Consider the following 25,730-nt stretch of genomic DNA (forward strand, 5'->3'; position numbering starts at 1 on the left):
CCCCACCGATTCCTCTGGAGAACCCGATATGTCCGATTCGAATCCGCTGCCGCTGCGCGTCCTGTTCTGCTGCGGCGTGTCGCAGAACTTCTTCGACCTGCCGCGCGAGAAGATCGGCGAAGTGTGGCAGGCGTACGGCGCGATGCTCGCGGCCGTCGAAGCGATGCCCGGTGTGCGCGTGCTCGGCGTGATGGACGACGACCGCCTCGTGGTCGGCCAGGCCGACGGCGCGCCGTGGACGTTCTACATCATGGCCGACGTCGCCGATTTCGACACGACGGTCGCCGTGTGCAACCTGTATCGCACGACGCCCGTCGGCGAATACAACCTGTGGCGCTACGGCAAGATCGAAGCACGCGTCGGCCGCGCGCTGACCGTGCCGCCGGTCGCGAAGCCCGCGGCGTGAGGCGTGCGATGACCGACCTGTCACCGGGCCTGATCGACGCGCTCGCGCAGCGTATGGCCGCACTCGACGCCGAGCGCGCGGTGCGTGCGACGATCACGCGCTACATGGCGCTGTGCGACGTGCCCGAAGACGCGGGCGACGGGCCATCGCTCGCCGAACTGTTCACCGCCGACGCCGTGTGGGAAGGCATCGGCCCGCAGTACGCGCAGAAGTTCGGCCGGCTCGAGGGCACGGCCGCAATCGTCGCGATGCTCGGCCGCTACCTGCCGCCCGATCCGCATTTCTCGGCGAACCTGCATTTCCTGACATCGGAGTCGATCGAGATCGGCGCCGGCAACGCGAGCGCGCGCGGCCGCTGGATCATGCTGCAAGCGTCGCGCTATGCAGACGGGTCGGCCGACCTGATCGCCGCGCGGCTGACCATCGATTTCGCGCCGGCCGCCCACGGCGCTGCGTGGCTGATCCGCCATTTCCGCACCGAGCGCGTGCTCGACGGCCCGTGGCCGCTCGCCGCCGCGCCCCGGTCCTGATGCACTCCACCGCTTTCTCACGATACCGACCATGACAGGCTTCATCGACACCTTCACGCTCGGCGGCCCCGGCCCCACGATCGCGATCAAGGACACGATCGACATCGCGGGCCATCCGACCCGCGCCGCAAGCCGCGCGCTCGCCGATGCGCCGCCGGCCGCACAACACGCCGATGTGGTCCGCCTGTTGCTCGACGCCGGCTGGCAGATCGCCGGCAAGGCGAACATGCATGAACTCGCGTTCGGCATGACGGGCATCAACGACTACACGGGCACGCCGGTCAACCCGCAGGACGCCACGCGCATTCCCGGCGGCTCGTCGAGCGGCTCCGCGTCGCTCGTCGGGCTCGGCGCCGTCGATGCGGCGCTCGGCACCGACACGGGCGGCTCGATTCGCGGGCCGGCCGCGTGCTGCGGCGTGGCCGGGCTGAAGCCGACCTTCGGCCGCGTGTCGCGGCGCGGCGTCGCGCCCGCCGACACGACGCTCGATTGCGTCGGGCCGTTTGCACGCGATATCCGCACGCTCGTCGCGGTGATGGCCGCCATCGCGCCGGGCTTCGATCGCGCACAGGCCGCGGCCTCCGTGGCGGGCTGCACGGTTGCGCAAATCGCGGTCGAAGCCGATCCGGCGATCGCTGCCGCGCTCGAGGCGGCCGTCCGCGCGTCGGGCCTGTACTCGCAGCAGGTCACGCTCGACGATATGCGGGCTTCGTTCGCGGCAGGGCTCACCGTCATCAACGCGGAAACGTCGCGCGCGTTCGGCCATCTGGTCGAAACCGGCCAGCTCGGCGCCGATCTCGATGCGCGCCTGCGCACGGCCGCGACGACGACACCTGCGGCACGCGCGGAAGCCGAGGCCATCCGCGCACGCTTCACCGCGCAGGTCGATGCGGCGCTCGAACACGCGGACGTGCTGGTGCTGCCGACGCTGCCCGCGCTGCCGATCACGCTGCGGCAGGCACGCGACGGCGTGTCGGTCATCGCGATGTCGTCGCTGATCCGCCCGTTCAACCTGAGCGGCCATCCGGCGCTCAGCCTGCCGCTGCCGATAGCAGGTTCGCCGCTGAAAGCCGGGCTCCAGATCGTCGGGCGCAAGGGCGCGGACGAACAGGTCTGCGCGATCGCAGCGCACTTCGAAGCGGCACTCGCCGCCTGAACCACGATGCGGGCGCCGCTTCAACCGGCGTGCGCCCGCAAACCAGGGAATCACGCACCATGTCAGATCGAGTCGTCCTCGTCACCGGCGCCGCGCGCGGGCTCGGCACCGTCATCGCCGAACGCTTTCACGCAGCCGGCTACCGCGTCGCACTGGCCGATATCGCCGCCGACGCCATTCGCGCGCATGCGCGCGACCTCGACCCGAGCGGCGAACGCACGATCGCGCTGCCGCTCGACGTCACGTCGAAACGCGATTTCGAAGCCGCGCGCGATGCGCTCGTCGCACGCTGGGGCACGATCGACGTGCTCGTCAACAACGCGGGCGCGTCGAAGGTCGTGCCGGCGATGGAGATCACGGCCGAGCAGTTCGACCAGGTGATCGACGTGAACCTGCGCAGCGTGCTGTTCGGCTGCCAGGTGTTCGGCCAGTATTTCACGGAACGCGGCGCGGGCCGCATCGTCAACATCGCATCGCTCGCCGGCCAGAACGGCGGCTCGGCGACGGGTGCGCACTACGCGGCCGCGAAAGGCGGCACGCTGACGCTGACCAAAGTGTTTGCACGCGATCTCGCCGCGCAGGGCGTGACCGTCAACGCGATCTCGCCGGGCCCGCTCGACCTGCCGATCGTGTACGAAAGCGTAGCGCCAGAAAAACTGCGCCAGGTGCTGGCAAGCCTGCCGGGCGGCAAGCTCGGGTCGGCCGCATTCGTGGCGGATGCAGCCGTATTGCTCGCGTCGGGCGACGCGCACTTCGCGAACGGCGCGTGCTGGGACATCAACGGCGGGTTGTACATGCGCTGAGCGGCGGTATGCGCCGATTGCGCGGTGCCGACCGGTGCCGCGCGCGACGCATATGGGGGCGCTATCGAAAAAACTAAGAATGCCTACCTTACCTTCCCGGATCCACGTTGCCTCCGTGGCATAGAACTCGAATTCCATCTCTGCTCCCGTTGCATCAGCACACGCTCGCCGCCCTCGGCAAGCGCTAACGCGCGGACCTTGATCTTGCCTCTACTTTTGTGCGTCCTTCATGCCGTGGGCATCAGGATGCGACCGGAGGTGATGGCGGTGAGCGGTTGACGTTTTCACCGACCACCGAAGTGGCCCCAAGCACGGGAACGACGCCATCCGCAGACGTCTTCAATGCCAGGTTGTGGCCCTCGATGAATAGACCAAGTCCGTTGCGCAAATGCAGGTAACTCATCACCGCACCGACCACAAAATGCACGATATGCGAGATGGTTTCGAGCGTCTCCACCATTTACTGGCGCATGACTTGACTCAAATCACGGATCTCCACCCGACCGATTTCTCGGATGTTCCCGCTCATGCTGCCCGACTCAGACACGAGCACCTGCAGGCTATTCAGACCTTCGAACACGGAGTTGCCCTCCGGAAATCTGATACGCAGAAAGCTGGCGCCGCCGGTGTGGTCGTCCTTCGGGCCGTCGGCACCAGACTGCGTCATTCCCACCGATGGCTTATCATCGTTTTTCATTGCGTCTCCTTGCCTGCATCACCGCAGGGCGATTCGTCATTCTTCGAGAGACTTCGATCACGGCAAGGCAATCTCTTGCCATGACTGCGTTGCCGGTGGCAGTCACTCCACCGTCCAGCCCTCTTCGCCTTCGATCAAGGTACCGCCATGGCTCGTGGTGTCGCCCTGGCGCGCCACGGGTTGCCCCTCGATGCTGGTGCCAGGCGAGCCGGATTCGATGACGGCGCCACAACTGATGCGATCAGTCACACGCGCTACGGCACGACCGCCAACGGTGGCAGACGATGCGCCGCTCACGACGGTGCCCTCACCGTGGATGGGACAGCTGTGTCGATGACCGACAAGTACGACAGGGCGCATATCAAGCTCCTTTTGATGTGGACTACGACTGACTCTCTTCACGCTTACTGGCGAACAGGCGAATACCAGCAAAGATGCCGATCGCCAAAGCCGACTACGTTAGGTCGATCATCGACTTCATGGGTCGTCGCTTTGGGGCTGCAGCTATTCATGCCAGCGCACTCCTGAACATAGTGAGTCGGCCGCTTGGAGACCGATGGGGTGATGGTGGATTCCAATCAGGATGACCGCGTTGTCTCATCCCGCGCAGCACGTTGACGCTCACTGCGTCAGTGCTTCCGCCGGTGGTGGGGCGCTGCGCACGTTGAAGAGACGGCATACCACGTACCAGCACAGGGCGGAGAACAGGTTGTAGGGGAACAGAATCAGCCACATCGGCAGCAGCCAGTTCTTCTTACCCTGTCGCTCGCCCGGCTCGCCGGTACGCCATGGCGCGTAGTGGCACCACGCTTCGGCCGGGGTGAGGCAGATGCGGTGCAGTGGCACGTACCACCAGTTGGGTTCGCCCGGCGGCGGCAACTGGTCGGGGCCCTTCTCCATGAACTGGCAGATGTACTCCCACACTTGGGCGATGTAGCGCGGGTCCGGGTCGTTGGGTGCATTGCTGTCGACCCACAGAACAATTCGTTCCTGCTCGTCACCGGGCGCTGGCCGCGGGCCGAAGGCCAACGCGAAATTCGTGCTGAAGGAGCGACCACCGAACTCGTTACGTACGAATTCGGCACCTTCGGTCTGTGCCCAGTCGAATACGATCAGGGTCTTGTTGCGCTGGTAGTAGACCTTGCGCGTCTTGCGGTTAAAGTAGAAGTTGGATAGCCGCTTGATGAAGAATATTCGGCACCACGTTAGAGCGGCGAAGAAACTTAGAAATACGGCCGAGCCTACGATGTACGTCCAGATTAAGAGATCGAAGCCAGGTAATTGAGGTGAATTTATTGGCAATTGAAAAAACATATAAACCAGAAATACGAACATAATGGTATTACCTGCCGTATACATCTTCCCCATGAACACCGAGTCCGCTACCCATGCGTTACGCAGACACAAGACATTCCGATCAACACTGACCAACTGATCGCGGATGGCCGGCGCCACACTGGTTCGCGCTTGTCGGGAAAATCGCCATGTCATCGCCATCGGTTCAACGCTCCAAGGCTTCTGCCGGCGGCGGTGCGCTGCGCACGTTGAACACACGGCACACCACGTACCAGCACAAGGCGGAGAACAGGTTGTAGGGGAACAGGATCAGCCACATGGGCAACAGCCAGTTCTTCTTACCCTGCCGCTCGCCCGGCTCACCTGTGAGCCATGGCGCGTAGTGGCGCCAGGCTTCGGCCGGTGTCAAGCAGATGCGGTGCAGCGGCACATACCACCAGTTGGGTTCGCCGGGCAGCGGTAGCTGATCAGGGCCCTTCTCCATGAACTGGCAGATGTATTCCCACACCTGGGCGATGTAGCGCGGGTCCGGGTCGTTGGGTGCATTGCTGTCGACCCACAGAACAATTCGCTCCTGCTCGTCACCGGGCGCTGGCCGCGGGCCGAAGGCCAACGCGAAATTCGTGCTGAAGGAGCGACCACCGAACTCGTTACGCACAAATTCAGCACCTTCGGTCTGTGCCCAGTCGAATACGATCAGGGTCTTGTTGCGCTGGTAGTAGACCTTGCGCGTCTTGCGGTTAAAGTAGAAGTTGGATAGCCGCTTGATAAAGAATATGCGGTACCCAGACAGCAAGATTGCAAATAAACCAAATCCAATGGTGCAAGCCAAAATGGTCCAGAAAAGTACCCCGAACCTTTCTCGCCCTATTAGCAACCAGCACAAATAACCGAACATCGGAATGTTAAGGGATGCATACATTTTAGATGTGAATACTGAATCTGCCGCCCACGGATTCCGCAAACACAGCACATCTCGGTCAACGCTGACCAACTGATCGCGGATGGCCGGCGCCACACTGGTTCGCGCTTGTCGGGAAAATCGCCATGTCATCGCCATCGGTTCAACGCTCCAAGGCTTCTGCCGGCGGCGGTGCGCTGCGCACGTTGAAGAGACGGCATACCACGTACCAGCACAGGGCGGAGAACAGGTTGTAGGGGAACAGAATCAGCCACATCGGCAGCAGCCGGTTCTTCTTACCCTGTCGCTCGCCCGGCTCGCCGGTACGCCATGGCGCGTAGTGGTACCACGCTTCGGCCGGGGTGAGGCAGATGCGGTGCAGTGGCACGTACCACCAGTTGGGTTCGCCCGGCGGCGGCAACTGGTCGGAGCCCTTCTCCATGAACTGGCAGATGTACTCCCACACCTGGGCGATGTAGCGCGGGTCCGGGTCGTTGGGTGCATTGCTGTCGACCCACAGAACAATTCGTTCCTGCTCGTCACCGGGCTCTGGCCGCGGGCCGAAGGCCAACGCGAAATTCGTGCTGAAGGAGCGACCACCGAACTCGTTACGTACGAATTCGGCACCTTCGGTCTGTGCCCAGTCGAATACGATCAGGGTCTTGTTGCGCTGGTAGTAGACCTTGCGCGTCTTGCGGTTAAAGTAGAAGTTGGATAGCCGCTTGATGAATAAGATGCGAAACCAAACAAAAATACCAATTAAGGCAGGAAATATCATGAATATCGAATAAAGCAACAACAGGAAGGCATTAACTCGTTCCTCACGAAAAACCAAGAATGTGGTGACAAAAACAAAAATAAGTGTCATGGAGATATACATCTTGGCCGTAAACACCGAGTCTGCCGCCGTCGGATTCCTCAGGCAGAGAACATTCCGTTCAACGCTGACCAACTGATCGCGAATAGCCGGTGGCACGCCGGTTCGCTGCTGATGAAAAAATCGCCACTCCATCGACATCGGTTCATCGCTCCAATTGAAATTGCTCTTTTGCCTGCGCGCTTTCATCCAGACCTTGATTGGGTTTGTAGTCGATAATCAAGGCCATCCGGTCGACCTCCCTCACTTCCTTTTTGTAATGCAGGACCAAGCCGCTGGGTGTGTCGTAACAAGTCGGGTTACCAGCCACGCCGCTGTTACCTTGCTCCAACCTATCGGACCAATGGCTTTGCCCCATGACGTAGCCACGCAGCAGGACTGTGAATTCCACGGTGGTCGTAGTTGGCGGCACCTGGTTTGTTGCGATCCTGCCCCAGTTCGGGTAAGACCACTGCAACAGGTTGCGGTGCCAGGTACTATCGATGCCCTTGAGCCCGATGGCCTCCGCGTCTTTCTGAGTCAGCAGCACAGGGGCGTAATATGCGGTGTACCAAGCCTTAATTTCTTCCTCGACGCCACCAGGAAACGGCAACAGCTTCCCATCTTTGCCCAGCACATCGGTGTCGCGTTTTTCACCATCGTTGTTGTGCGTACCAAAGGTGCCACGTGCTGCCCAGAGTTCGAGGGGGCTATGGCGGCGTGCATCTGCCAAGGAGTGGAGCCAAACCCCGCCGGCAAGAACGATTGCCCCCGCCAGCACAATCGCAGTTGCTGCCCAGCCTGCGACCGGAACTACGGCTGTCGGGACCTGCAATTGCCAAGCCGCCCTCCAAAATCGCAGCGCTACCAACCAAAGCTAAAAATCCACCTCCTGCGGTGTAGGCAGCGGCTACGTCGTCCCCGTTTTCGGATTGTCTTTTAACCTTAGCTGCATCAGACGCAAACCCCGCTAACATCGCCGGATACCCCAACAGCCGACTAAACAGCTTGCTGGTCACGAAATTTGTAACGCCGTTGCCAAATGCCATGCCGGGCGCGCTGACGGAATAGCGTAGCGCGAGGATCTTATAGCCGGAGCGCGCGCTGACGCCTACGGACACCAGCGCACCGCTCACGCCCAGGACGGCGGAAGCGAAACCCGCAGCGTATTCGAAGGACGGATCATCGCGCAGTTGCGCGTAAACAGCCTTGAGGGCAATAACGTTGAAGCAGAGCATGGCGACGTTCACGCCACCACCGGCGGCCGTGGTCCTCAGCGACGCCAGGTTTGGGCGTACCCGCTTGATTAACGTCTCCTCTACCGTGACAGTGCGGCTGCCCTTGACTCGCACTCGCTTGACCTCTTCGAAGTCGGCCATGCCGGACTTCACGAACTTGTCCACCTCTTTGCTGAGGGGGTCTTCGAGCGGCTTCGACTTGGTGATGCCATAGCGTGCAGCAAGCAGGCCCAGGGCCTTCTCGGCATTGGCTTCGCCAGCGGCGGCCAACACCTGCTGACGCAGGTTGCGGCTGGCGTCCCAGCGGGTCTTGCCCTGCAGGCGCTTGAGCGTCACGGTGGTCACCACTTCGGCAGTGAGATCGGTGATGCCAGCGGCAGCCGGGAAGCGCCCTGCCAAATCTTCGATGACGTAGTTGGCGCCGCTCAGGAGCACGCCGACTGCATCGGCCTTGTCCTTGAGCGGGTTGTAAGGGGCAAGCGCAAGATAGAGGGGACTGTCGCGCTGGTCTAGCCAAGCGCTCAACCGCCTGAAGCGCGCATCCTGGTCATCTGTACCCGGCAGAGGCTGGCTCATGGGATGGAGCATCAGGGCCAAGGTGATTTCCAGACCCAGGGCGGACGACTTCTCGTCACGGTCGTAGGCGGCCAAAGCGGCCGCCAAGCTGGCGGGCTCGTCGCGGTGGCGTGGTTCTGCGGTAGCCAGCCATTGGTCGTGGTCGTCGCAGGCTTCGAGCGCGGTGCCCAGGTGCGTGCGCAATACCTTTTCGCGCTCGTCGCGTTGGGCCACGAATGCGAAGTACCGTGTGGTATCGATGCGATCGTCCAGGCGATGGCCGATGGGCGATACGCCCTTGTCGGTGAGCACCTGGTAACGCAGTTCAGCGGGCGTCGCCCGGCGCTTGCCACCCACCTGCTTGCTTTGATGCTCCTCGCGCAGCTTGACCAAGTCGTCCAGCTTGGGCTTGTTGGCGGGGTACATGGCCCGAAGCGTTTGCTCCAGCAGCGAGGCGATCAGGTTCTTTTCGTGGAAGTCCTTGCTTTGTGCACTGAGTTTTTCCACATCCAGGCGGAAGCAGGCGGGCACGCTGGGCGCTTGGGGCTGATCCTTGCCCTGCCCCGTGGCGCCTTGGGGCTGCTGCGTCGGCAGAATGTCGCGCAGTTGATGCTGATAGGCGGCGACGGACAACCCAAGATCCAGACTGGTACCCTCGGCGTCGTTGAGCGCGACCACCACGGGCACCCGCGGCTGGGTGAAGCGATAGTGCTGTCCCTGCGCCACGAAGGTGCTGATGGGCAGGTCGTCCTTGCTGGCGTGGCTGCTCCAGTTCAGGTCGCGGCGCTTGCTCTTGGGCTTGCAGTCTTCCACCCACTCGCTCAGCGCGCTGGCGGGCAGCACATGTGGCTGGCGCGAAGGTGACTTCTGTCCCGAGGTGAGTTCGGCCATGTCAAGTCGGCGCATGTGGCGCTGGCGCACGGCCAGGTCGGACGAGACCTTGGTAGTCATGGCGTTGGTCCACAGGTGCGGGCTGTAGCTGATCCAGACTTCTTCGGCGGTGTCCTGGCAGGTGTCGGCCCAGACCCAACCCATGCTGTCGCCGGTTTTGTAGCGATCCTTGCGGTGGTACTGCTCGAGGCTGCGGTACTTGAGTTCCTTGTAGTGCCCTTCGCCATCGTATTCGTGGATGACCAGTTGTTCGCCCTTCGCCCCTTTCATGAACACATAGACGTAGCCCGGCCGCAGGGCACGCAAGGTGTATGCCGAGCGTTTGAGCGGCTTGAATTCCTTTTCCAGGGTGAAACCGGCATCGGCATAGCGATAGAGCGGCTCTTTGTCGTTGCGCGGCACAACGGCATAGCGAATCGGCAGGATGGGCACCCGCGAGCTGCACGAAGGGGCCGAGGACGAACCGCCGGCAGTGGGCTTAGTCACGAGAGGACTCCCTGATGTTCGTCAAGGCGGTGAGCTGGCGCACCCGCGCCTGCGGGGATTCGGTGAGGTCGTTGAGGATGGCGACGGCTTGTCTGTCTTGGAGCAACCAGGGATGGCGCGCCATCAGGTCGACGTAACGTGTCGCCACCTCGTCGTCGCTGATGTAGAGCTGGGCACCGACCTCCAGCAGTTGGGCTACCCATTGTCGGATATCGCCAAGGGAGCGATGCACGTGCTGCGGCAGCGCCTGGACGTCGTAGCTGCGGCTGAGCAGGAAGTGCTCGCGGGTGTTTGCATCGAAGCGGGCCCATTCGTGCGACCGCAAGGTGAACGGCGCGTCGTTGCCATCACGGCTGGGCGCGGCCGTGCGATCCAGGCGCATCCATGCCTGGACCGGCCCCCAGTGGGTACGCCATAACAGACTGGTCATGGGACCGAGCCATACGTTGCGCTGATCCTCGTCGAGGGCATCAAGCCACGCTAAAAGGTGGTGAGGCTGGATGTCGAGATTCGCCTGACTTTGGTCCGGCAAGTCTATCTGCACGAGGCTGCTGAGATGGGTGGCGAGTGTATCCAGATCGGCTTCGGCGCCGATGACCACGGCACCGCCAATGGGCGCCCATTCCGACAGCGCGTGCTGCATCAGCGCGGGCTGAGCGGTCGCATCCACCAACAAGGGGCCCTGGTCGTAGATATCGTCGAGCGAACCGCGCTGCCAAAGCCAGGCGCGATGCGGAAACGGGTCCCATGCCTGGACCAGATCCAGTGCACCGGGTGCGTAGGCCGGCTGCCACTCCCCCTCCTGCGGAGGTGGGCGGTAGACCGAGTTCTGCAAGGGCACGGTCATCAGCAGAAGATGGCGGTAGGCGCTATCGGGCAATGCATCGGCAGGAAGGTCTTGGAGCTGCCATGTGAGCAACGGCGACACAGGTAGATCGATCATTTCGCTCGACCTCCCAAACACGTGCAATCGGCGAGTGGGCAGGTGCCATCCGGGCGACGGCCGCACTGCCGATCAAGTGGCTTGCCGGCCGCCGGTGCGCTCGTGATGGCGAAGGGATTACTCGCTCCCCCGGTCTGCTGAGTGATCGGCCCCTTGGTACGAATCGTCACGCCTTCCAGCGTGATCCCGCCGCCATCGATGCGCACGGTGCCACCTGGGCCTTTGACTTCGAGAACCTCGGCGGCCCGGATTTCATAGATCTTGGTGCGTTGGCGAATGGCCTGCCCCGCCTCCAGTTCGGCACGCCCTTGCACGCGCTGCGTCTGATGCCCGCCGATGTCCACCGTGTGATCGGCAGCCGTCGTGTCGCGGCGGTGATTGCCGACCTCTTCGATGCGGTCCTTGCCGGTGTGGATGGTGTGGTTGCGTCCGATGCCCAGGAAGTCGTCCTGCCCGATGTCGTGGCGACGGTCCTGACCGATGGTGACTTGCTCATCGTGGCCCACGGTTTCTTTGCGATCGTTGCCGATGGCGATCGTTTCGTCGTGCTCGACCTGCTCGCTGCGGTCGTTGCCCACGAAGGTGGTTTCGTCGTGGTTGACGTGGATGTTCTGATCGCGCTGCGCGTGGACGTAGATCTCCTCCTGACCCGCCTCGTCCTCGAAGCGCAGTTCGTTGTAGCCCTCGCCCTTGTGCGTCTGACTTTTGATCGTCATCCGCGTCTTGTGCCGCGGCAGTTCGTACGGCGGCAACTGCAGGCGGTTGTATGCCCGCCCGATGATGAGAGGCTGGTCCGGATCGCCATCCAGGTTGACCACGATGACTTCCTGCCCGATGCGCGGGATGGCCATGTGCCCCCACGTCGCGCCGGCCCAGTTCTGCGCAACCTGGATCCAGCACGAGCTGTGCTCGTCGTGCTTGCCCTCGCGATCCCATGGGAACTGCACCTTCACCCGGCCGAATTCGTCGGTGTAGATCTCTTCGCCTTCGGGGCCCACCACGGTCGCCGGCTGCGGGCCGTCGATGCGCGGGCGCGGCAGTGGCTCAGCGCGCCACTCGGCATCGTCCGGCACCAGCACCGCGTCGTAGCGATATTGCGTGCCTTGCTGCGCATCGGCGCTCTCCTCTGCCTGACTCGTGTATTGCTTACCGTGATGGACGATGCTGACCGGACGCCAGCCTCGATTCATGTCCTCGCGCGGGTGACCAGTGAGGTCGAAGGCGAAGCCCGACTGCAGGCGCGCATCGTCGCCGCTGACCAGCGCGATACGCGCGTCGCGGCGGTGGCCGCGCAGGCGGTCTTGCGTGAAAGCCTTGCCGCTGGGTTCATGCTTATAACGCCCCGGGTAGTCGTAGCGGGCGTAGCCGCGGCCTTGGTGACCGAGATCGGTGCCCTCACGCGGGTACTCGTGCGGGTAGCGCGGGCTCTTGAAGGTGTAGTCGCGCTGCACCTGGCGCGCGGTGCGCACATTCTCCGTATAGGCAAACGTGCGCAAGCTGGGCTGCGGACGGTCACCACCGGGCGTCGGGTTGTACAGCACCGGCTCGCCTTGCTGGCGACCGTAGATAAAGAGGCGGTCGCAGTGAATCAGCCGGTGACCGTCGGCCTTGTGCTGGAAGGCGTAGAAGAAGCCCTCTTCGCGCAAGATGCGTTCGATGAAGTCGTAGTCGGTATCGCCCGCCTGCACGCAATACTCGCGCGCGAGGTGCTCGGCGGTCACGCGCTGCTCGTAGTCCAGCGTCTGGCTATGCGCTTTGAGCACGGCCGTCGCTATGTCAGGCACGCTCAACGTCTGGAAGATGCGCCAGTCTGACGAGAGCTTCAGGCGCGCCAGGCGCGGCTCGATCACGGCAGAATAGCGAGTGCGTCGAAACCCTGTATCGCCTTGCACGAAACTCGACACCGCACCGTGCACGTAACGCACTGGCACGCCACTCTGCCAGATCGTGAGCAGGCCATTGCGGTCGAGCACCTGGCCGAAGTCGATAGCGGGATTCGCGCTGGCCAGTTCCACCTCCAGGTGGAAGGTCTCGGACAAGCCTTCGCGCAACGTGAATTCGACGACCTCAAACGGTTCGTCTCCAGCAGTAAAAGTAAAGCGCAGGTCGGATTGCGTGGGCATAGTTAAGCTCCCTGCCAAGACAAGCCTATCTCGTCATGCGTCGACGGATAGGCGGTGGCGAGTGAACGTCCACCGCACAAACCAGCTCGGCACCGCCGCCAACCCGGCTCATCGCAGGGAGCACCGATGGATTTCCTACCTTTCCCTGCGGAACAACTGTTCGTATTCGCGATATAGGAACACTCTTCTTTTTCCGTGCGATTTGTGCTCATCGTCTTGCGGGTCAGTCGGCACGCTGTTCCATCTGGACACGTTCAGTAGAGCGATCCTCCAGTCCGTCTCGCGTCAGTGAGCAACGCGATCGCTATCCTTCGAGAGTTGTCGATGGCGCCTGGCAGCGCGTGATGGACGTCAACTAGCGATGGTCAGCCACTGCGACACTCGCGTCTATGGGACGAATCTGAAAATTGATTGCCATACGAAACGAGCGCCGTCCAACGGAACATGATCCTGAAGGGTCGATTTCCGATGCGTTTGCACGCGCTGATGAGCCTGGGCTGAAGCGGGCCGGGCCAGCGATTGACTGCCAATGAGCGGCAGGCTAATCGGGATGGTTGATGATCTATGGATGATCATCGATTTGAATGAAACAAGAATTCGCACCATCGAACAGGTGCGCGGCATACTCGACGGAACCGAGACGCCGGAATTTGTGCCCGCAACCGATGCCCGCGCGCGCTGGTCGTGGATCGCCTCGGTGCCGGGCCGGCTGCACTATCGCCGGCTCAAGCGCGCCAATCGCGGGCTGGTGTTGCACTACCTGCGCCGCTTCAGCGGTTTCAGTCGCGCGCACGTGAACCGGATGGTGCTGCGCTGGCTGAGCCGCGAGCAGCTGGTTCGGCCCCAAGGCGCGCCGTCGAACGCCTTTGCACGGCGTTATACCGACGCTGATCTGGATGCGCCGGCCGAAGTCGCGCGAGTACGGCAGGCTTTCGGGGCCGGCCATTGCGGCCGTGCTGCGGCGCATGTATCAGGTCTATGGCGACGAGCGCTGTGCGGCTGCAGCACTTGTCCTCGTCGCATCGGTACAACCTGCGCCGCGCGCCTGCCTACCTGGCTCGCCATAGGGTTCACCCCAAGATGCGCAGTGAGTACAAGGCCGCAGCAATCGCCGTGCGGCGGGCGCCTACACAGGCGAACCGCCCGGGCTTCATCGGCATCGACAGCCTGCATCAAGACAACCTGCATGGCCGGCGCGGTGTCTACGACATCAACGCGGTGGACTGCGTTACGCACTGGGAGATCTCCGTCGAACTTCACTGCGCCATCGACCTGCTCTCCATTGACGCGGAACGCCTCCGTCGTTTCTAGGCGAGAGAGACGGGACAACTCGGCGAGGATGCGTTCCAGCGCGTAACCACGCTGCTGTCGTCATGTTTTATTGGCGAGCAGGCCGAGATACTCGCCACGTAGTTGTTCCAATGAAACGGTAGGCTGCTGACGGACTGCCTCCTGGGCGGTCCGTCGTTCGCGATCAGCTTTGATCTTGGCGTCACGAATCTCCTGCAGCTACCGCAGGTGTTCGAGATTTCGCATCGCCGCAGATCGATCCAACTTATGGAGGTTATCGAAGTAGTAGGGGTCGAAATGCGACCAGGTCAAAAGCGATTGCAGAATCGCGCGAAACGGACCGAGACCGTTGTCTGGTCGTACTGCTAGCTAGCGGTCGCGTGCATGCCGACCGCTATCGCGACGACTGCCCGTCGTCGCCCCACACGACCATCACGTCGCGCACGAGCGCGGCGATCGACGTCGCGCCGAGCTTCTCCTTGATGCTCGCGCGATGCACGTCGACGGTCTTCACGCTGATCGACAGGTCCGACGCGATCTGCTTGCTGCCCTTGCCGTCCACGACGCCGCGCAGCACTTCCTTCTCGCGCGCCGTCAGCGCATCGAGCCGCTGGCGCAGCTCGCGGTGGCGCTGGCTCACCGCATGCCGCTGCTGCGCGAGCCGCAGCGCGCGCTGCACCCGTTCGAGCATCTGCTGCGAGTTGTACGGCTTCTCGACGAAATCGATCGCACCGTTCTGCAATGCGCGCACCGACATCGGAATGTCACCGTGCCCGCTGACGAAGATCACCGGCAGCGTCGCGCCGCGCGCATTCAGTTCGGCCTGCACGTCGAAACCGCTTTTCTCCGGCATCCGCACGTCGAGCACGAGGCACGCGGGCAGGTTCACGTCGAAGCGTGCGAGAAAATCGGCGGCGTTCGCGAACCCTTCGGACGCGATGCCGACCGATTCGAGCAACCACGCGAGCGACGTGCGCATGCCGCTGTCATCGTCGACGATGTATACGATCGGTGCGGGTGACGTCGTCATCGCGGGTGTCTCGCTGAATATCGGTATGGGTATCGCACGCGCTGCGCGAGAGGCCGGTGTCCGGCGTGCCGCGTGCGTCGTTCGCTGGGGGTGTGCGGCACATCATAACGAGCCGAAAACCCGCTGGAAACCCCTTCACGTGCCGCACGAACGCGTAATCGCGGTTTTTTTCGGGCGATGCGGCGCGCATCTAGGTAGAACCTTTAGACACGTTGGCGAGAATGCCATCTTCATCGTCAATCGTGCGAATGGTCGGCCGCATTTTCGCGACGTACGCTTGGGTCATCGTCGGCGATCCGGCGCTGCTCCGGCAGCGCTGCGCGATCGCCGCTTTCGTCCAATCAGGAGCGCCCATGTCTTCCACCACCGATATCCATCGACCGGCGCGCGTCGAACCGACCGACGCGCAGAAGGCCTTCCGCCAGGCGATGGCCCACCTCGGCGCGGCCGTCAACGTGATTACCACCGCCGGGCCGCACGGCCGCTGCGGAATCACCGCGAGCGCCGTGTGCTCGGTCACCGATACGCCGCCGACGCTGCTCGTGTGCATGAACCGGTCGAGCGCGATGCACGCGACCTTCGAACGCAACCGCCATGTCTGCATCAACGTGCTGCCGGCCGAGCACGAACTGCTCGCACGGCACTTCGCAGGGCTCACCGATCTGCCGATGGAGCGGCGCTTCGATCTGCCCGTATGGGATCAGGGTGAGCAGGACGTGCCCGTGCTGCGCGACGCGCTCGCGAGCCTGCAGGGCACGATCGCCGAGATGAAGGAAGTCGGCTCGCATTCGGTGATGTTCATCGAGGCGACGTCGATCCGCGTGCGCGACGACGGCGACAGCCTCATCTACTTCAGCCGCGCGTTTCATCGCGTATCGCGCACGGCATGCGTGCGGTGACGTTCGCGTGATCAAGCGGGCGGGCGCAAGGCGCGCTGCCCGGCCGCAAGCGCCGCGCCCGCAAACAGCGTCAGCGCCGAATACACGAGCCCGCGCGCGAGCCCCGCGCTGTCCGACACCCAGCCGATCGCGACCGGCCCGGCGATCTGGCCGAATGCAAACACCGTGGTGAACGCGCTGATCCCTTTCGCCCAGCCGTCGGGCGGCAGGTTGTGCCGCACGAAGGCCGTCGTCGAGGCCACCGCCGACAGGAACGTCGCTCCGAACAGCACGCCCGATGCAAACGCGGCGGCCGGATGCACGAACATCGCGGGCATCAACGTCGCGATGCCGAGCAGCGCATTGAGCACGGCAAGCGCCTGGCCGCCGCGCATCCGGTCGAGCAGCCCCGACCACAACCGCGCCGACACGACGGTCGCGACACCGAGCATCACGTAGAACGCCGCGACCACCGTGCCGCTCATGCCCGCGCCGCGCAGCAGCGCGACGATGAACGTCATGTAGCCGATATAGCCGACACCGAACAGGCCGTAGCCGGCCAGCGCGAGCGCGAAACGGGCCGGGCTCGCGGTCGCGGCCGGCGGCGTGCCGTCGCGCGGCCTGGCCGGTGCCGCATGCCCATGCTCGATGCGGCGCGCGGCCGACACGGCCACCACCGAAAACAGCACGCATGCGACCGCAAGCGCGAACCATGCCGGCTGCCAGCCGTGCACGCCGTGCGTGAGCGTGGCCGGCACGAGCAGCGACGACGCGACGATGCCCCACCCCGTGCCGCCGTAGTAGAGGCCGAGCAGCAGCCCCGCATCGCGCGGCGATGCCGACGCAAGCCGCGCGGCCAGCACGCCGCCGCTGATGAAGATCAGCGCGCTGCCGACCCCCGTTGCCAGCCGCTGCACGAGCAGCACGTGCATGCCCGACGCGAGCCCGCACGCGGCCATCAGCACCGCGGTCAGCGCGCAGCCGGCCGCCAGCAGCGTGCCCGCGCGCCAGCGCCGCGACAGCCACGGAAACGCGAGCGCGCCGATCAGGTAGCCGGCCGCGTTCGCGGTGTTCAGCGCGCCGGCCTGCGCGAATGTCCAGCCGAGATCGGCCTTCATCGGCGGCAGCAGCAACGCATACGAAAAGCGCGCGAGGCCGAGCGCGATCGCGCTGCCGAGCGACAGACCGATCGCGAGCCGCCACGCGGCCACGCGGTCGGGGTCGGTTGCGCCGGCGTCCGGCCGCGAGGGGCCGGCGTGTTCCGGTTGCGGCGCTGCGCGCATCGGGTTGTCTCCATCGTTGTCATGCCGTCCTGATGACGGCGCGCGCGGCTTCAGCCGTCGCGCAAGATCGTCAGATGGTGCCAGAAAACCGGGGGCGCCGCCGCACGCGGGCCGGCGTGCGATGGGCGCGCGCGGTCCTCTTTTTCGAATCACGCGATTCGAAATAATCGATGTCATTGCATGTCATATTGGAAAAATTCACCGAATGGTTTTAAACGGTATCGATCCCGATAATTGAAAAATCAGGTCGGCCCCGTTATTCGATTTATCGGCGGATTTTCTGCATCGACCACGAAGAAACGCCCGTGTTTAGCACGTCCCGGCTAAAAACCTTGCAACGCATTGCATTCGTAAATTCGTCAGACTAATATCGACGCCACTTGTCCGGCATTCACAAAATGCTGAACGAGGAGCGGGAATATTTTTTCCGGCGATTTCATGTTGAATCACTCATGTTCACCACAGGAGAATTGACATGCAGGAAACCCAGCAGATCGAATTGCTTGACTGGATGCAGGAAGACACGCACCCCGAGGCCGTCGACATGATGGTCGAGGATGCCGTGGTGCCGTTCGGCACCGCGCTCTGGCCGGTCTGAGCGGGCCACCCGTTCTCGCGGAAGGGCTTCGGCCCTTCCGCCGCTTCCGGAGATACGCATGCTGAACCTGCACCGCGCGCTCGGGTTTCACCCCGCACTGCGCGACAAGCTGGCACGCGGCGAGTCGGGAAAACTGCTGGTCGGCCATGACACCCGCAACCGCGATATCGCGTTGCGCGCCTTTTCCGCCCTGCCCGAATCGCTCGACGCCACGACCCTCTGCCTCGAAAGCACCGCGCCGGCCGACATCGCCGCCGCGCTCAATGAAGCCGACCTGTTCGTGCTGCTGTACGACTCGTCGTGCCTGCCGGCCCCGTCGCCGAGCGGGCCGCCGTTCCTCGCCGCGATCCGCCCCGCGATCGTCGAGCACTGGAGCAAGTCGGTCCTGTTCAAGGATTACGGCCCGCATCTCGACGAGGCGTTCGCCGAATCGCTCGACGACATTGCCGCACGCAACGGCCGGCTGATCGACGCGGCCAGGCACGCATCGCAGATCCGCTTCATCGACGAAGCCGGCAACACGCTGACGGGCTCGCTCGCGCCGGACCAGAAATGGACGAGCGTGGACGGCATGGGCAATCTCGACGTCGTGCCCGGCGAGATCGCGACGCACGTGACCGACCTGAACGGCTCGGTCGTGTTCAGCGGCACGTTTCTCGGCACCGTGCCGTTCGCGATCAAGTACAAGGTGGCCGAGCGGCTCGCGACGCTGCAGGTCGAACACAGCACGATCGTCGATTTCGACACCGACGACGCGGGCTTCCGGCGCGATTTCACGACTTATCTCGACCGGCACGCGAATCACCGGCGCATCGAGGAATTCGGCATCGGCACGAACCTCGGCATCCGCGGGCTGTACGGCCGCAACGCCGGGTTCGAGGAACGCCACCCCGGCCTGCATCTCGGGCTCGGCGGCGGCGAAAACGGCAGCCACCACCTCGACCTGATCTTCGCGCGCGGCACGCTCGCGCTCGACGAGCGGATCGTGTTCGACGGCGCGTTCACCGTCTGACGAGGTAGCGGGTTGCGTGCTCAGGCTTCGGCGGCAGGCGGGTCGCCGAGCCACTTGAACATCACGAGGCAGTCGACGAACCCGAGCCGCGCGTGACGGTATGCGCGCGGCAGCCGGCCGACGATCTCGAATCCCAGCTTCTGCCACAGCGCGACCGCGACCTCGTTCGTCGCGACCACCGAGTTGAACTGCATCGCGAGGAAGCCGCGCTCGCGCGCGACCTGCTGCGAGTGTTCGCACATCAGGCGCGCGACGCCGCGTCCGCGCGCGGCCTCGCTCACCATGTAGCCGCAGTTGCTTACGTGCTTGCCAGGCCCCGCCGCGTTCGCCTTCAGGTAGTACGAACCGAGCACGACGCCATCCTCCTCGGCAATCCACGTGCAAAGCGGCGCGCCGAGCCACAATGCGCGCGCCGCTTCCTCTGTCGGCGCGGAATCGAATGCATAGGTTTCCTGAGCAGCGACGATGGCGCGATAGGTCGGCCAGAAGCGCGGGAAATCGTCCTCGGTCATCGGGCGAATCGTGATCATGCAGGTTCTCTCGTGTTGGCGATGTCGACAGGCAAGCAGCCGATCGTACCGCGATTCATTGACGATTGCCCGCTCGCAGCGCCGCGCAGCGATACGCGCCCGGCGGCACGCCGTACCAGCGCTTGAACGCCTGCGAAAAACTCGACAGATCGCTGAAACCGAGCCGCTCGGCCACTTCCGCGAGCGACAGCCGCGCGTCGCCGAGCAGCGTCTCGGCCATCGCGCCACGCGCCTGCGCAAGCAGCGTACGAAACGTCGTCCCTTCCTCCTGCAGCCGGCGCTTGAGCGTGCGCGGGCTCGTGTTCATCAGCCGCGCCATGTCGTCGAGCGAGAACGGCGCGCTGCCGGGCGTCGAGCCCAGGTACTGGCGCACCATCTCCGACGTGCCCACGCGCGCGCGCCGCGCTTCGACGAGCTGCCCGCACATCTGTTCGCACATCGATACCGTCAGCGGATTCGCATGCGGCAGCGGCCGGTCGAGAAACCCGCGGTCGAACGCGAGGCTGTTCGCGCGCGCCGAGAACGCCGGCTCGATGCCGGCGATGCGCGGCACGACAAGCGACGTCGAGCGCGCGGCCTGCAGCGTGAAGTGCGACAACGTGAAATCGCCGCTGGCGATTTCCTGCAGCAGCACGGCCGCGGCCGTCATGTCGCGCTCGACGAGGAACCGGCTCAGGTCGCCGTCGAGTTCCGGCGCGCCGAAGTTGAGCACGCCGGTATCGGGCGCCTCGCGGTACGTGATGACGGTGTACGCGTACGTGAGCGGCAGGAAGCGCATCGCCAGCGCAAGCGCGTCGCGCCCGGTCGCGCTCGCGATCAGCCCGTAGCCCCACACGCCGTACGCGGAGAAGTGATAGCGCAGGCCGACCTCGAACCCGAGGCCCTGCGCACGGCCGAGCGCGCGCAGCAGGTTGCCGGTCAGCCGCAGTTCCTGCGCGGCCGTCACCTCGACTTTAGGATCGTCGAGTTGCGCATCCGCGAGGCCCGTACCGGCCAGCAGCGTCGTGTGCGGCACGCCGCGTTCGTCGCCGAAATCGACCAGCAGCCGGGCGCTGGCCGGACTCCGGGTGAAATCCCAGAAGCTCATGCGGAGAAACCCTCGAAGCGCCGATTTGGCCCAAATACTAAAACAATTGTCCCCAAGCAGCATTGGTGTTTTCCCATGCGGCCCGCACCATCGGCGTCATCCAGTCGTCGCCCGAACGACCCCAACGCCCCAGGAGGAGACACCATGCGACCGCGTCGCCCGACCGATCCCGCCGCCCGCTTCGCACACCGCCGCGCCGCCTGCGCCCGCATGCCGGCGCGCCTCGCCTGATCCATCGACTACCGAAGCAAGGAGACGATTCCATGAGCAAGACTTTCGACTACATCGTCGTCGGCGGCGGATCGGGCGGCTGCGTCGTCGCGGGGCGCCTGACCGAGGATCCGGCCGTGACCGTGTGCGTGCTCGAGGCCGGCGGCCGCGGCGACAGCGCGGTCGTCAACGTGCCGACCGGCGCGGTGGCGATGATGCCGACCCGCCTGAACAACTGGGCGTTCGACACGGTGCCGCAGCCGGGGCTCGGCGGCCGCATCGGCTACCAGCCGCGCGGCAGGACGCTCGGCGGATCGTCGGCGATCAACGCAATGGTCTACATCCGTGGCCATCGCGTCGACTACGACGGCTGGGCCGCGCTCGGCAACGAAGGCTGGGCGTACGACGACGTGCTGCCGTACTTCCGCCTGAGCGAGCACAACGAGCGCTTCGACGATGCGTGGCACGGTCGCGACGGCCCGCTGTGGGTCAGCGACCTGCGCACCGGCAACCCGTTCCATGCGCGCTACCTGGCAGCCGCGCAACAGGCCGGCCTGCCGCTCACCGACGATTTCAACGGCGCGCAGCAGGAAGGCATCGGGATCTACCAGGTCACGCAGAAGCACGGCGAACGATGGAGCGCGGCGCGCGCGTACCTGCTGCCGCATCTCGGCCGTCGCGACAACCTGACGGTCGAAACGCACGCGCAGGTGCTGCGCATCCTGTTCGACGGCACGCGCGCGAGCGGCGTCGAAGTCCGCCAGCACGGCGAAGTCCGCACGCTGCACGCACGGCGTGAAGTCGTGCTTGCGGCCGGCGCGCTGCAGACGCCGCAGTTGCTGATGCTGTCGGGCGTCGGCCCCGGCCGCGCACTCCAGCAGCTCGGCATCGCGGTGCAGGCCGACTTGCCCGGCGTCGGCCGCAACCTGCAGGATCATCCGGATTTCATCTTCGGCTATCGCACGCGCAGCGTCGACACGATGGGCGTATCCGCACGCGGCGGCCTGCGGATGCTGCGCGAGTTCGCGCGCTTTCGCCGCGAACGGCGCGGGATGCTGACGTCGAATTTCGCGGAAGGCGGCGGTTTCCTGAAGACGCGCGCCGATCTCGCCGCGCCGGACATCCAGCTGCATTTCGTCGTCGCGCTCGTCGACGACCATGCGCGCAAGCTGCATGCCGGCCACGGACTGTCGTGCCACGTGTGCCTGCTGCGGCCGCGCAGCCGCGGTTCGGTCACGCTGAACAGCGCCGATCCGCTCGCGGCGCCGCGCATCGATCCCGCGTTCTTCGACGATCCGCGCGACGTCGACGACATGGTCGCGGGCTTCCGCATCACGCGCCGGCTGATGGAAGCGCCGGCGCTCGCGAGCTGGATCACGCGCGACCTGTTCACCGCGAACGTGACGACCGACGACGAGATCCGCGACGTGCTGCGGCGGCGCACCGACACCGTGTATCACCCGGTCGGCACCTGCCGGATGGGCCGCGACGAATGGGCCGTCGTCGATCCTCAACTGCGCGTGCGCGGCCTGCAGGGGCTGCGCATCGTCGATGCGTCGGTGATGCCGACGCTGATCGGCGGCAATACCAACGCGCCGACGATCATGATCGCCGAGAAGGCCGTCGACCTGATGCGCGGCGTGAGCCGTGTGCCCGCGCGGTCGCACGATGAAGCCGTCGGTCCGTCGACGGATCGCGATGCCGCTCTTTCCGCGTGCGCCACGCGCGAAGCCGTCCAGCCTGAGGAACCCCGCCATGCTGTCGCCTGATCCTTCCCGTTCCGCCGACTCCGCCGCACCGCTGGCAGCGATCGTCATCGGTGCCGGCTTCGCCGGCATCGGCATGGCCGTCGCGCTGCAACGCGCCGGCATCCACGATTTCGTGATCGTCGAACGCTCGCACGACGTCGGCGGCGTATGGCGCGACAACCGCTACCCGGGCGCCGCGTGCGACGTCCCCTCGCACCTGTACTCGTTTTCGTTCGAGCCGAATCCGGCCTGGTCGCGCATGTTCGCGCCGCAACCGGAAATCCACGCGTACCTGCAGCATTGCGCACGCAAGTACGGCCTCGCGCGCTACCTGCGCTTCGGCGCCGACGTCGACCATGCGCGCTACGACGAAGCCCGCGCGCTGTGGCACGTCACGCTCGGCGACGGCACGACGCTGAGCGCCGCGCTGCTCGTCAGCGGCACCGGCCAGTTGAGCCGTCCTGCGCTGCCCGACCTGCGCGGCATCGACACGTTTCGCGGCCGCGCATTCCACTCCGCGCACTGGGATCACGACTATTCGCTCGCCGGCAAGCGCGTGGCCGTGGTCGGTACCGGCGCATCGGCGATCCAGTTCGTCCCGGCGATCGCCGGCAGCGTGCAGCACCTGACCGTGTTCCAGCGATCGCCGGCCTACGTGATACCGCGCCCCGACCGCGCGTATCGTCCGTGGGAGAAGGCGCTGTTTCGACAGATGCCGTGGGCGATGAAACTGCATCGCGCTTCGATCTACATGCGCTACGAATCGCGTGCGATCGCGTTCACGCGCCTGCACGGACTGATGAAAGTGGCGGTCGCCCGGCCGTTCCGCAAGCTGCTCGCGCGCGACGTGCCGGACCCCGCACTGCGCGCACAGCTCACGCCCGACTACCCCATCGGCTGCAAGCGCCTCCTGCTGTCGAGCGAGTACCTCGCGACGATGAGCCGCGACAACGTCGCGCTCGTCACGCAGCGGATCCGGCGCGTGACGGAGGACGGGATCGAGACCGTCGACGGCGTCCATCATCCGGTCGACGCAATCGTCTACGGCACGGGGTTCGCGGCCACTGAGTTCCTGTCGCCGATGCGCATCGCGGGCCGCGACGGGCTCGACCTGAACGACGTGTGGCGACGCGGCGCGCAGGCGTATCTCGGGCTCACCGTGCCCGGCTTTCCGAATTTCTTCATGCTGTACGGCCCGAACACCAACCTCGGTCACAACTCGATCGTCTACATGCTCGAAAGCCAGATCGCGCACGTGATGCGCTGCGTGCGAGCGATGCGGCGCAACGGTGCGCGCGAGATCGACGTCGACGCACGCCGCTACCGGCGCTTCAACGCGCACGTGCAGCAGCGGCTCGCCGGTTCGGTGTGGAGCGGCTGCAAGAGCTGGTACGTCGATGCATCCGGGCACAACAGCACGAACTGGCCGGGCTTCACGCTGACCTACCGCTGGATCACGCGCTTCACCGGCATGTCCGCGTACCGCTTCGCGCATCCGCTGCCCGGGCCGGCCGCGCCGGTGCACGGCACGGTGGTCGCGCCGCCGGCCAGCCGGCTGGAGGCGCTCGCGGCGGCTTCGCTGCGCGGCTTCCTGCGCGTCGCGTTCCGGCCGCTGATCGGGCCGCCGTTCGGCGCGCGCACGCAGCGCCGTGTCGTCGCGCTGCTGTCGCCGCTGATGCCCGGCGCGGGCGGCACGCTGCGCTACCGCACGTCCGCGTGCCACGTGCCGGTCGAAGTCGTCGCGCCGAAGCGCGGCGATACCGGCGGCGCGATCCTGTATCTGCACGGCGGTGCGTTCTGTCTCGGCGGGCCGCATACGCATCGCGGCGTGACGACGCGGCTCGCGAACGATGCCGGCCTGCCGGTGTGGGTGCCCGATTACCGGCTCGCGCCCGAGCACCCGAGCCCGGCCGCGCTCGACGATGCGCTGGCCGTGTACGACGCGATGCGCGCGCAGGGATATGCGCCGCACCGGATCGTGATCGCCGGCGACTCGGCCGGCGGCGCGCTGGCCATTGCGCTGCGTGCGCGCGGCGAACCGGCCGCCGCCGCGCTGCTGCTGATCTCGCCCGTGACCGACCCGGCGCTCGGCGGCGCGACGCTGGCCTCGCGCCGCCACGACGATCCGATGATCCGGCGCGGCTGGCTCGAACAGGGGCTGCGCTGGTATCACGGCGCCGGCTCGGCCGCCGCGCGCGGCCCGCTCGACACCGACCTGCGCGGCCTGCCGCCGATGCTGATCCAGGCCGGCGACCAGGAGGTGCTGCTGTCCGATGCGCAGCGGCTCGCCGATCATGCGCACGCATGCGGCGTGCCGTGCCGGCTGGAGATTCATGCCGCGCGCTGGCACGTGTTTCATCTGCAGGCGTTTTACCTGCGCTCGGCGCGGGATGCGTTGCGCACGCTCGCTGGGTTTGCATCGCAACGCGTCGCCGCGACGGCTGGACGCTGAAACGGGCGTGCCCGGCGGTCGGCACATGGCCGGTCGCCGCGGCGGCTTGCGGCGAAGCGACACCGTCTTGCAAAAACCGGCCGTTTATTTTTTTCCGTCGCGCGCGGCCGTCATGATCCCCGCAAGCCCCGGCGTGCCGCCGGGGTGACAACCACCCCACTCTGGCGGACACATCATGAAAAGAAGGCACACCCTCAACGCGCTTGCGCTGCTCTGCTGCGTCGGCATCCAGTGCGCGACGTCGGCGTTCGCCGACGAACCGAAGAAGGTCGCATTCGTCGACACGGGCAACACCGGGCGCAGCGTGATGGCCGAAGCGATTGCCGGCCAGCTGATCGCGCAGCGCCATGCGCACATCGCGGTGATCTCGCGCGCGGTCGACGAAGATCCGTATGACGAAAAGCCGGAAGAGAACGGTGTGATCCTGATGAAGCGGCGCGGCATCGACACGTCCGCGCACCGCTCGGTGCAGTTGAACGCGAACGACGTCAAGCATTCCGACGTGATCCTGACGATGACCGACAAGCACAAGGAGAAGGTGCTCGCGCTCTATCCGTCGGCCGCCGGCAAGGTCTTCACGCTCGCCGAGTATGCGTCCGGGAAGCACCTCGACGTGCCCGATGCTTGGGGCAAGCCGATCGACTTCTACGAGTCGGTGACCGCGCAGCTCGACACGTACATTCCGGCCGCGCTCGACAAGGTCGCGACGATCGCGCCGGCGAAGCAGTAAC

The 25,730-nt window shown here is 65.1% G+C and carries 25 protein-coding genes; 11 read left to right on the forward strand and 14 right to left on the reverse strand.

All coding sequences use genetic code 11. From position 1 onward, the window contains the following. The first annotated feature begins 28 nt into the window (after window positions 1-28). Genes ACWMMN_RS28915 through ACWMMN_RS28930 form a run of 4 tightly spaced genes read left to right on the forward strand, consistent with a single transcriptional unit; the run spans window position 29 to window position 2,895 of the window. The gene (locus tag ACWMMN_RS28915; protein ID WP_256086716.1) at window positions 29-406 is read left to right on the forward strand and encodes a hypothetical protein; all 378 of its coding nucleotides are present in this window, start codon (window positions 29-31) and stop codon (window positions 404-406) included. A gap of 8 nt (window positions 407-414) precedes the next feature. Beyond that, the gene (locus tag ACWMMN_RS28920; RefSeq protein ID WP_059237547.1) at window positions 415-936 is read left to right on the forward strand and encodes a nuclear transport factor 2 family protein; all 522 of its coding nucleotides are present in this window, start codon (window positions 415-417) and stop codon (window positions 934-936) included. Between the two features lie 31 nt (window positions 937-967). After that, on the forward strand, window positions 968-2,092 hold the full coding sequence (locus tag ACWMMN_RS28925) for an amidase (protein ID WP_486423474.1): 1,125 nt from the start codon (window positions 968-970) through the stop codon (window positions 2,090-2,092). 59 nt (window positions 2,093-2,151) lie between these two features. Further along, window positions 2,152-2,895: an SDR family NAD(P)-dependent oxidoreductase gene (locus ACWMMN_RS28930; RefSeq protein WP_486423475.1), complete on the forward strand. Its 744-nt coding sequence runs from the start codon at window positions 2,152-2,154 to the stop codon at window positions 2,893-2,895. A 241-nt stretch (window positions 2,896-3,136) separates the two neighbouring features. Here ACWMMN_RS28930 and ACWMMN_RS28935 read toward each other — a convergent pair whose 3' ends face one another. The 10 genes from ACWMMN_RS28935 to ACWMMN_RS28980 form a co-directional block, all read right to left on the reverse strand. Then, a complete protein-coding gene (locus ACWMMN_RS28935) occupies window positions 3,137-3,355 on the reverse strand; it encodes a hypothetical protein (RefSeq protein ID WP_486423476.1) in 219 nt (72 codons plus the stop codon). Beyond that, complete coding sequence (locus ACWMMN_RS28940; protein WP_486423477.1) at window positions 3,356-3,592, reverse strand: hypothetical protein; 237 nt, start codon at window positions 3,590-3,592, stop codon at window positions 3,356-3,358. 102 nt (window positions 3,593-3,694) lie between these two features. Continuing rightward, complete coding sequence (locus tag ACWMMN_RS28945) at window positions 3,695-3,952, reverse strand: PAAR domain-containing protein (RefSeq protein WP_059237552.1); 258 nt, start codon at window positions 3,950-3,952, stop codon at window positions 3,695-3,697. Between the two features lie 261 nt (window positions 3,953-4,213). Next, window positions 4,214-5,089 carry a DUF6708 domain-containing protein gene (locus tag ACWMMN_RS28950; protein WP_342705784.1) on the reverse strand — a complete coding sequence of 292 codons (876 nt, stop codon included), beginning with the start codon at window positions 5,087-5,089 and terminating at the stop codon, window positions 4,214-4,216. Between the two features lie 4 nt (window positions 5,090-5,093). After that, on the reverse strand, window positions 5,094-5,948 hold the full coding sequence (locus tag ACWMMN_RS28955; protein ID WP_342705783.1) for a DUF6708 domain-containing protein: 855 nt from the start codon (window positions 5,946-5,948) through the stop codon (window positions 5,094-5,096). A gap of 4 nt (window positions 5,949-5,952) precedes the next feature. Further along, window positions 5,953-6,855: a DUF6708 domain-containing protein gene (locus ACWMMN_RS28960; protein ID WP_486423478.1), complete on the reverse strand. Its 903-nt coding sequence runs from the start codon at window positions 6,853-6,855 to the stop codon at window positions 5,953-5,955. After that, a complete protein-coding gene (locus ACWMMN_RS28965) occupies window positions 6,812-7,378 on the reverse strand; it encodes a hypothetical protein (protein ID WP_486423479.1) in 567 nt (188 codons plus the stop codon). The genes ACWMMN_RS28960 and ACWMMN_RS28965 overlap by 44 nt, the downstream gene beginning before the upstream one ends. Then, on the reverse strand, window positions 7,356-9,815 hold the full coding sequence (locus tag ACWMMN_RS28970; RefSeq protein ID WP_486423480.1) for a T6SS effector BTH_I2691 family protein: 2,460 nt from the start codon (window positions 9,813-9,815) through the stop codon (window positions 7,356-7,358). Before ACWMMN_RS28970 ends, ACWMMN_RS28965 begins: the two co-directional genes overlap by 23 nt. Continuing rightward, the gene (locus ACWMMN_RS28975) at window positions 9,808-10,758 is read right to left on the reverse strand and encodes a DUF4123 domain-containing protein (protein WP_155627217.1); all 951 of its coding nucleotides are present in this window, start codon (window positions 10,756-10,758) and stop codon (window positions 9,808-9,810) included. The genes ACWMMN_RS28970 and ACWMMN_RS28975 overlap by 8 nt, the downstream gene beginning before the upstream one ends. Then, the gene (locus ACWMMN_RS28980) at window positions 10,755-12,881 is read right to left on the reverse strand and encodes a type VI secretion system Vgr family protein (RefSeq protein WP_486423481.1); all 2,127 of its coding nucleotides are present in this window, start codon (window positions 12,879-12,881) and stop codon (window positions 10,755-10,757) included. The genes ACWMMN_RS28975 and ACWMMN_RS28980 overlap by 4 nt, the downstream gene beginning before the upstream one ends. Window positions 12,882-13,859: 978 nt before the next feature. On the opposite strand from ACWMMN_RS28980, the gene ACWMMN_RS28985 reads away from it, so the two are divergent. Beyond that, on the forward strand, window positions 13,860-14,192 hold the full coding sequence (locus tag ACWMMN_RS28985) for a hypothetical protein (protein WP_059237557.1): 333 nt from the start codon (window positions 13,860-13,862) through the stop codon (window positions 14,190-14,192). 373 nt (window positions 14,193-14,565) lie between these two features. Here ACWMMN_RS28985 and ACWMMN_RS28990 read toward each other — a convergent pair whose 3' ends face one another. Beyond that, window positions 14,566-15,201, reverse strand: a complete 636-nt coding sequence (locus tag ACWMMN_RS28990; protein WP_059237558.1) for a response regulator transcription factor — start codon at window positions 15,199-15,201, stop codon at window positions 14,566-14,568. A gap of 353 nt (window positions 15,202-15,554) precedes the next feature. Here ACWMMN_RS28990 and hpaC point away from each other — a divergent pair, with 353 nt between their 5' ends. Continuing rightward, entirely contained in the window at window positions 15,555-16,100 is a 546-nt protein-coding gene (gene hpaC, locus ACWMMN_RS28995; RefSeq protein WP_059240803.1) for a 4-hydroxyphenylacetate 3-monooxygenase, reductase component, read from the forward strand. A gap of 11 nt (window positions 16,101-16,111) precedes the next feature. Here hpaC and ACWMMN_RS29000 read toward each other — a convergent pair whose 3' ends face one another. Further along, window positions 16,112-17,362, reverse strand: a complete 1,251-nt coding sequence (locus tag ACWMMN_RS29000; protein ID WP_486423482.1) for a YbfB/YjiJ family MFS transporter — start codon at window positions 17,360-17,362, stop codon at window positions 16,112-16,114. A gap of 475 nt (window positions 17,363-17,837) precedes the next feature. Between ACWMMN_RS29000 and ACWMMN_RS29005 the strand changes: the two genes are divergently transcribed. Together ACWMMN_RS29005 and ACWMMN_RS29010 are read left to right on the forward strand one after the other, a co-directional pair. Then, window positions 17,838-17,960, forward strand: coding sequence for a hypothetical protein (locus ACWMMN_RS29005; RefSeq protein WP_006479692.1), 123 nt, complete (start codon window positions 17,838-17,840; stop codon window positions 17,958-17,960). Between the two features lie 58 nt (window positions 17,961-18,018). Continuing rightward, window positions 18,019-18,972 (forward strand): CgnE/CgnB domain-containing protein, encoded by a 954-nt coding sequence (locus ACWMMN_RS29010; RefSeq protein WP_059237560.1) that lies wholly within the window; start codon window positions 18,019-18,021, stop codon window positions 18,970-18,972. A 20-nt stretch (window positions 18,973-18,992) separates the two neighbouring features. On the opposite strand, the gene ACWMMN_RS29015 is transcribed toward ACWMMN_RS29010, so the two are convergent. Both ACWMMN_RS29015 and ACWMMN_RS29020 read right to left on the reverse strand, forming a co-directional pair. After that, window positions 18,993-19,502 (reverse strand): GNAT family N-acetyltransferase, encoded by a 510-nt coding sequence (locus ACWMMN_RS29015; protein WP_059237561.1) that lies wholly within the window; start codon window positions 19,500-19,502, stop codon window positions 18,993-18,995. 55 nt (window positions 19,503-19,557) lie between these two features. Further along, window positions 19,558-20,589, reverse strand: coding sequence for an AraC family transcriptional regulator (locus ACWMMN_RS29020; protein WP_059237562.1), 1,032 nt, complete (start codon window positions 20,587-20,589; stop codon window positions 19,558-19,560). Between the two features lie 263 nt (window positions 20,590-20,852). Between ACWMMN_RS29020 and ACWMMN_RS29025 the strand changes: the two genes are divergently transcribed. The 3 genes from ACWMMN_RS29025 to ACWMMN_RS29035 all read left to right on the forward strand — a co-directional run bounded on the left by ACWMMN_RS29025 (window position 20,853) and on the right by ACWMMN_RS29035 (window position 25,729). Next, the gene (locus ACWMMN_RS29025) at window positions 20,853-22,568 is read left to right on the forward strand and encodes a GMC family oxidoreductase (RefSeq protein ID WP_486423483.1); all 1,716 of its coding nucleotides are present in this window, start codon (window positions 20,853-20,855) and stop codon (window positions 22,566-22,568) included. Further along, on the forward strand, window positions 22,555-24,999 hold the full coding sequence (locus tag ACWMMN_RS29030; RefSeq protein ID WP_486423484.1) for a flavin-containing monooxygenase: 2,445 nt from the start codon (window positions 22,555-22,557) through the stop codon (window positions 24,997-24,999). Before ACWMMN_RS29025 ends, ACWMMN_RS29030 begins: the two co-directional genes overlap by 14 nt. Window positions 25,000-25,174: 175 nt before the next feature. Continuing rightward, on the forward strand, window positions 25,175-25,729 hold the full coding sequence (locus ACWMMN_RS29035) for an arsenate reductase/protein-tyrosine-phosphatase family protein (protein WP_059237564.1): 555 nt from the start codon (window positions 25,175-25,177) through the stop codon (window positions 25,727-25,729). The last annotated feature ends 1 nt before the right edge of the window (window position 25,730 follow it).

The sequence above is a fragment of the Burkholderia cepacia complex sp. TUM26381 genome (assembly GCF_057439935.1).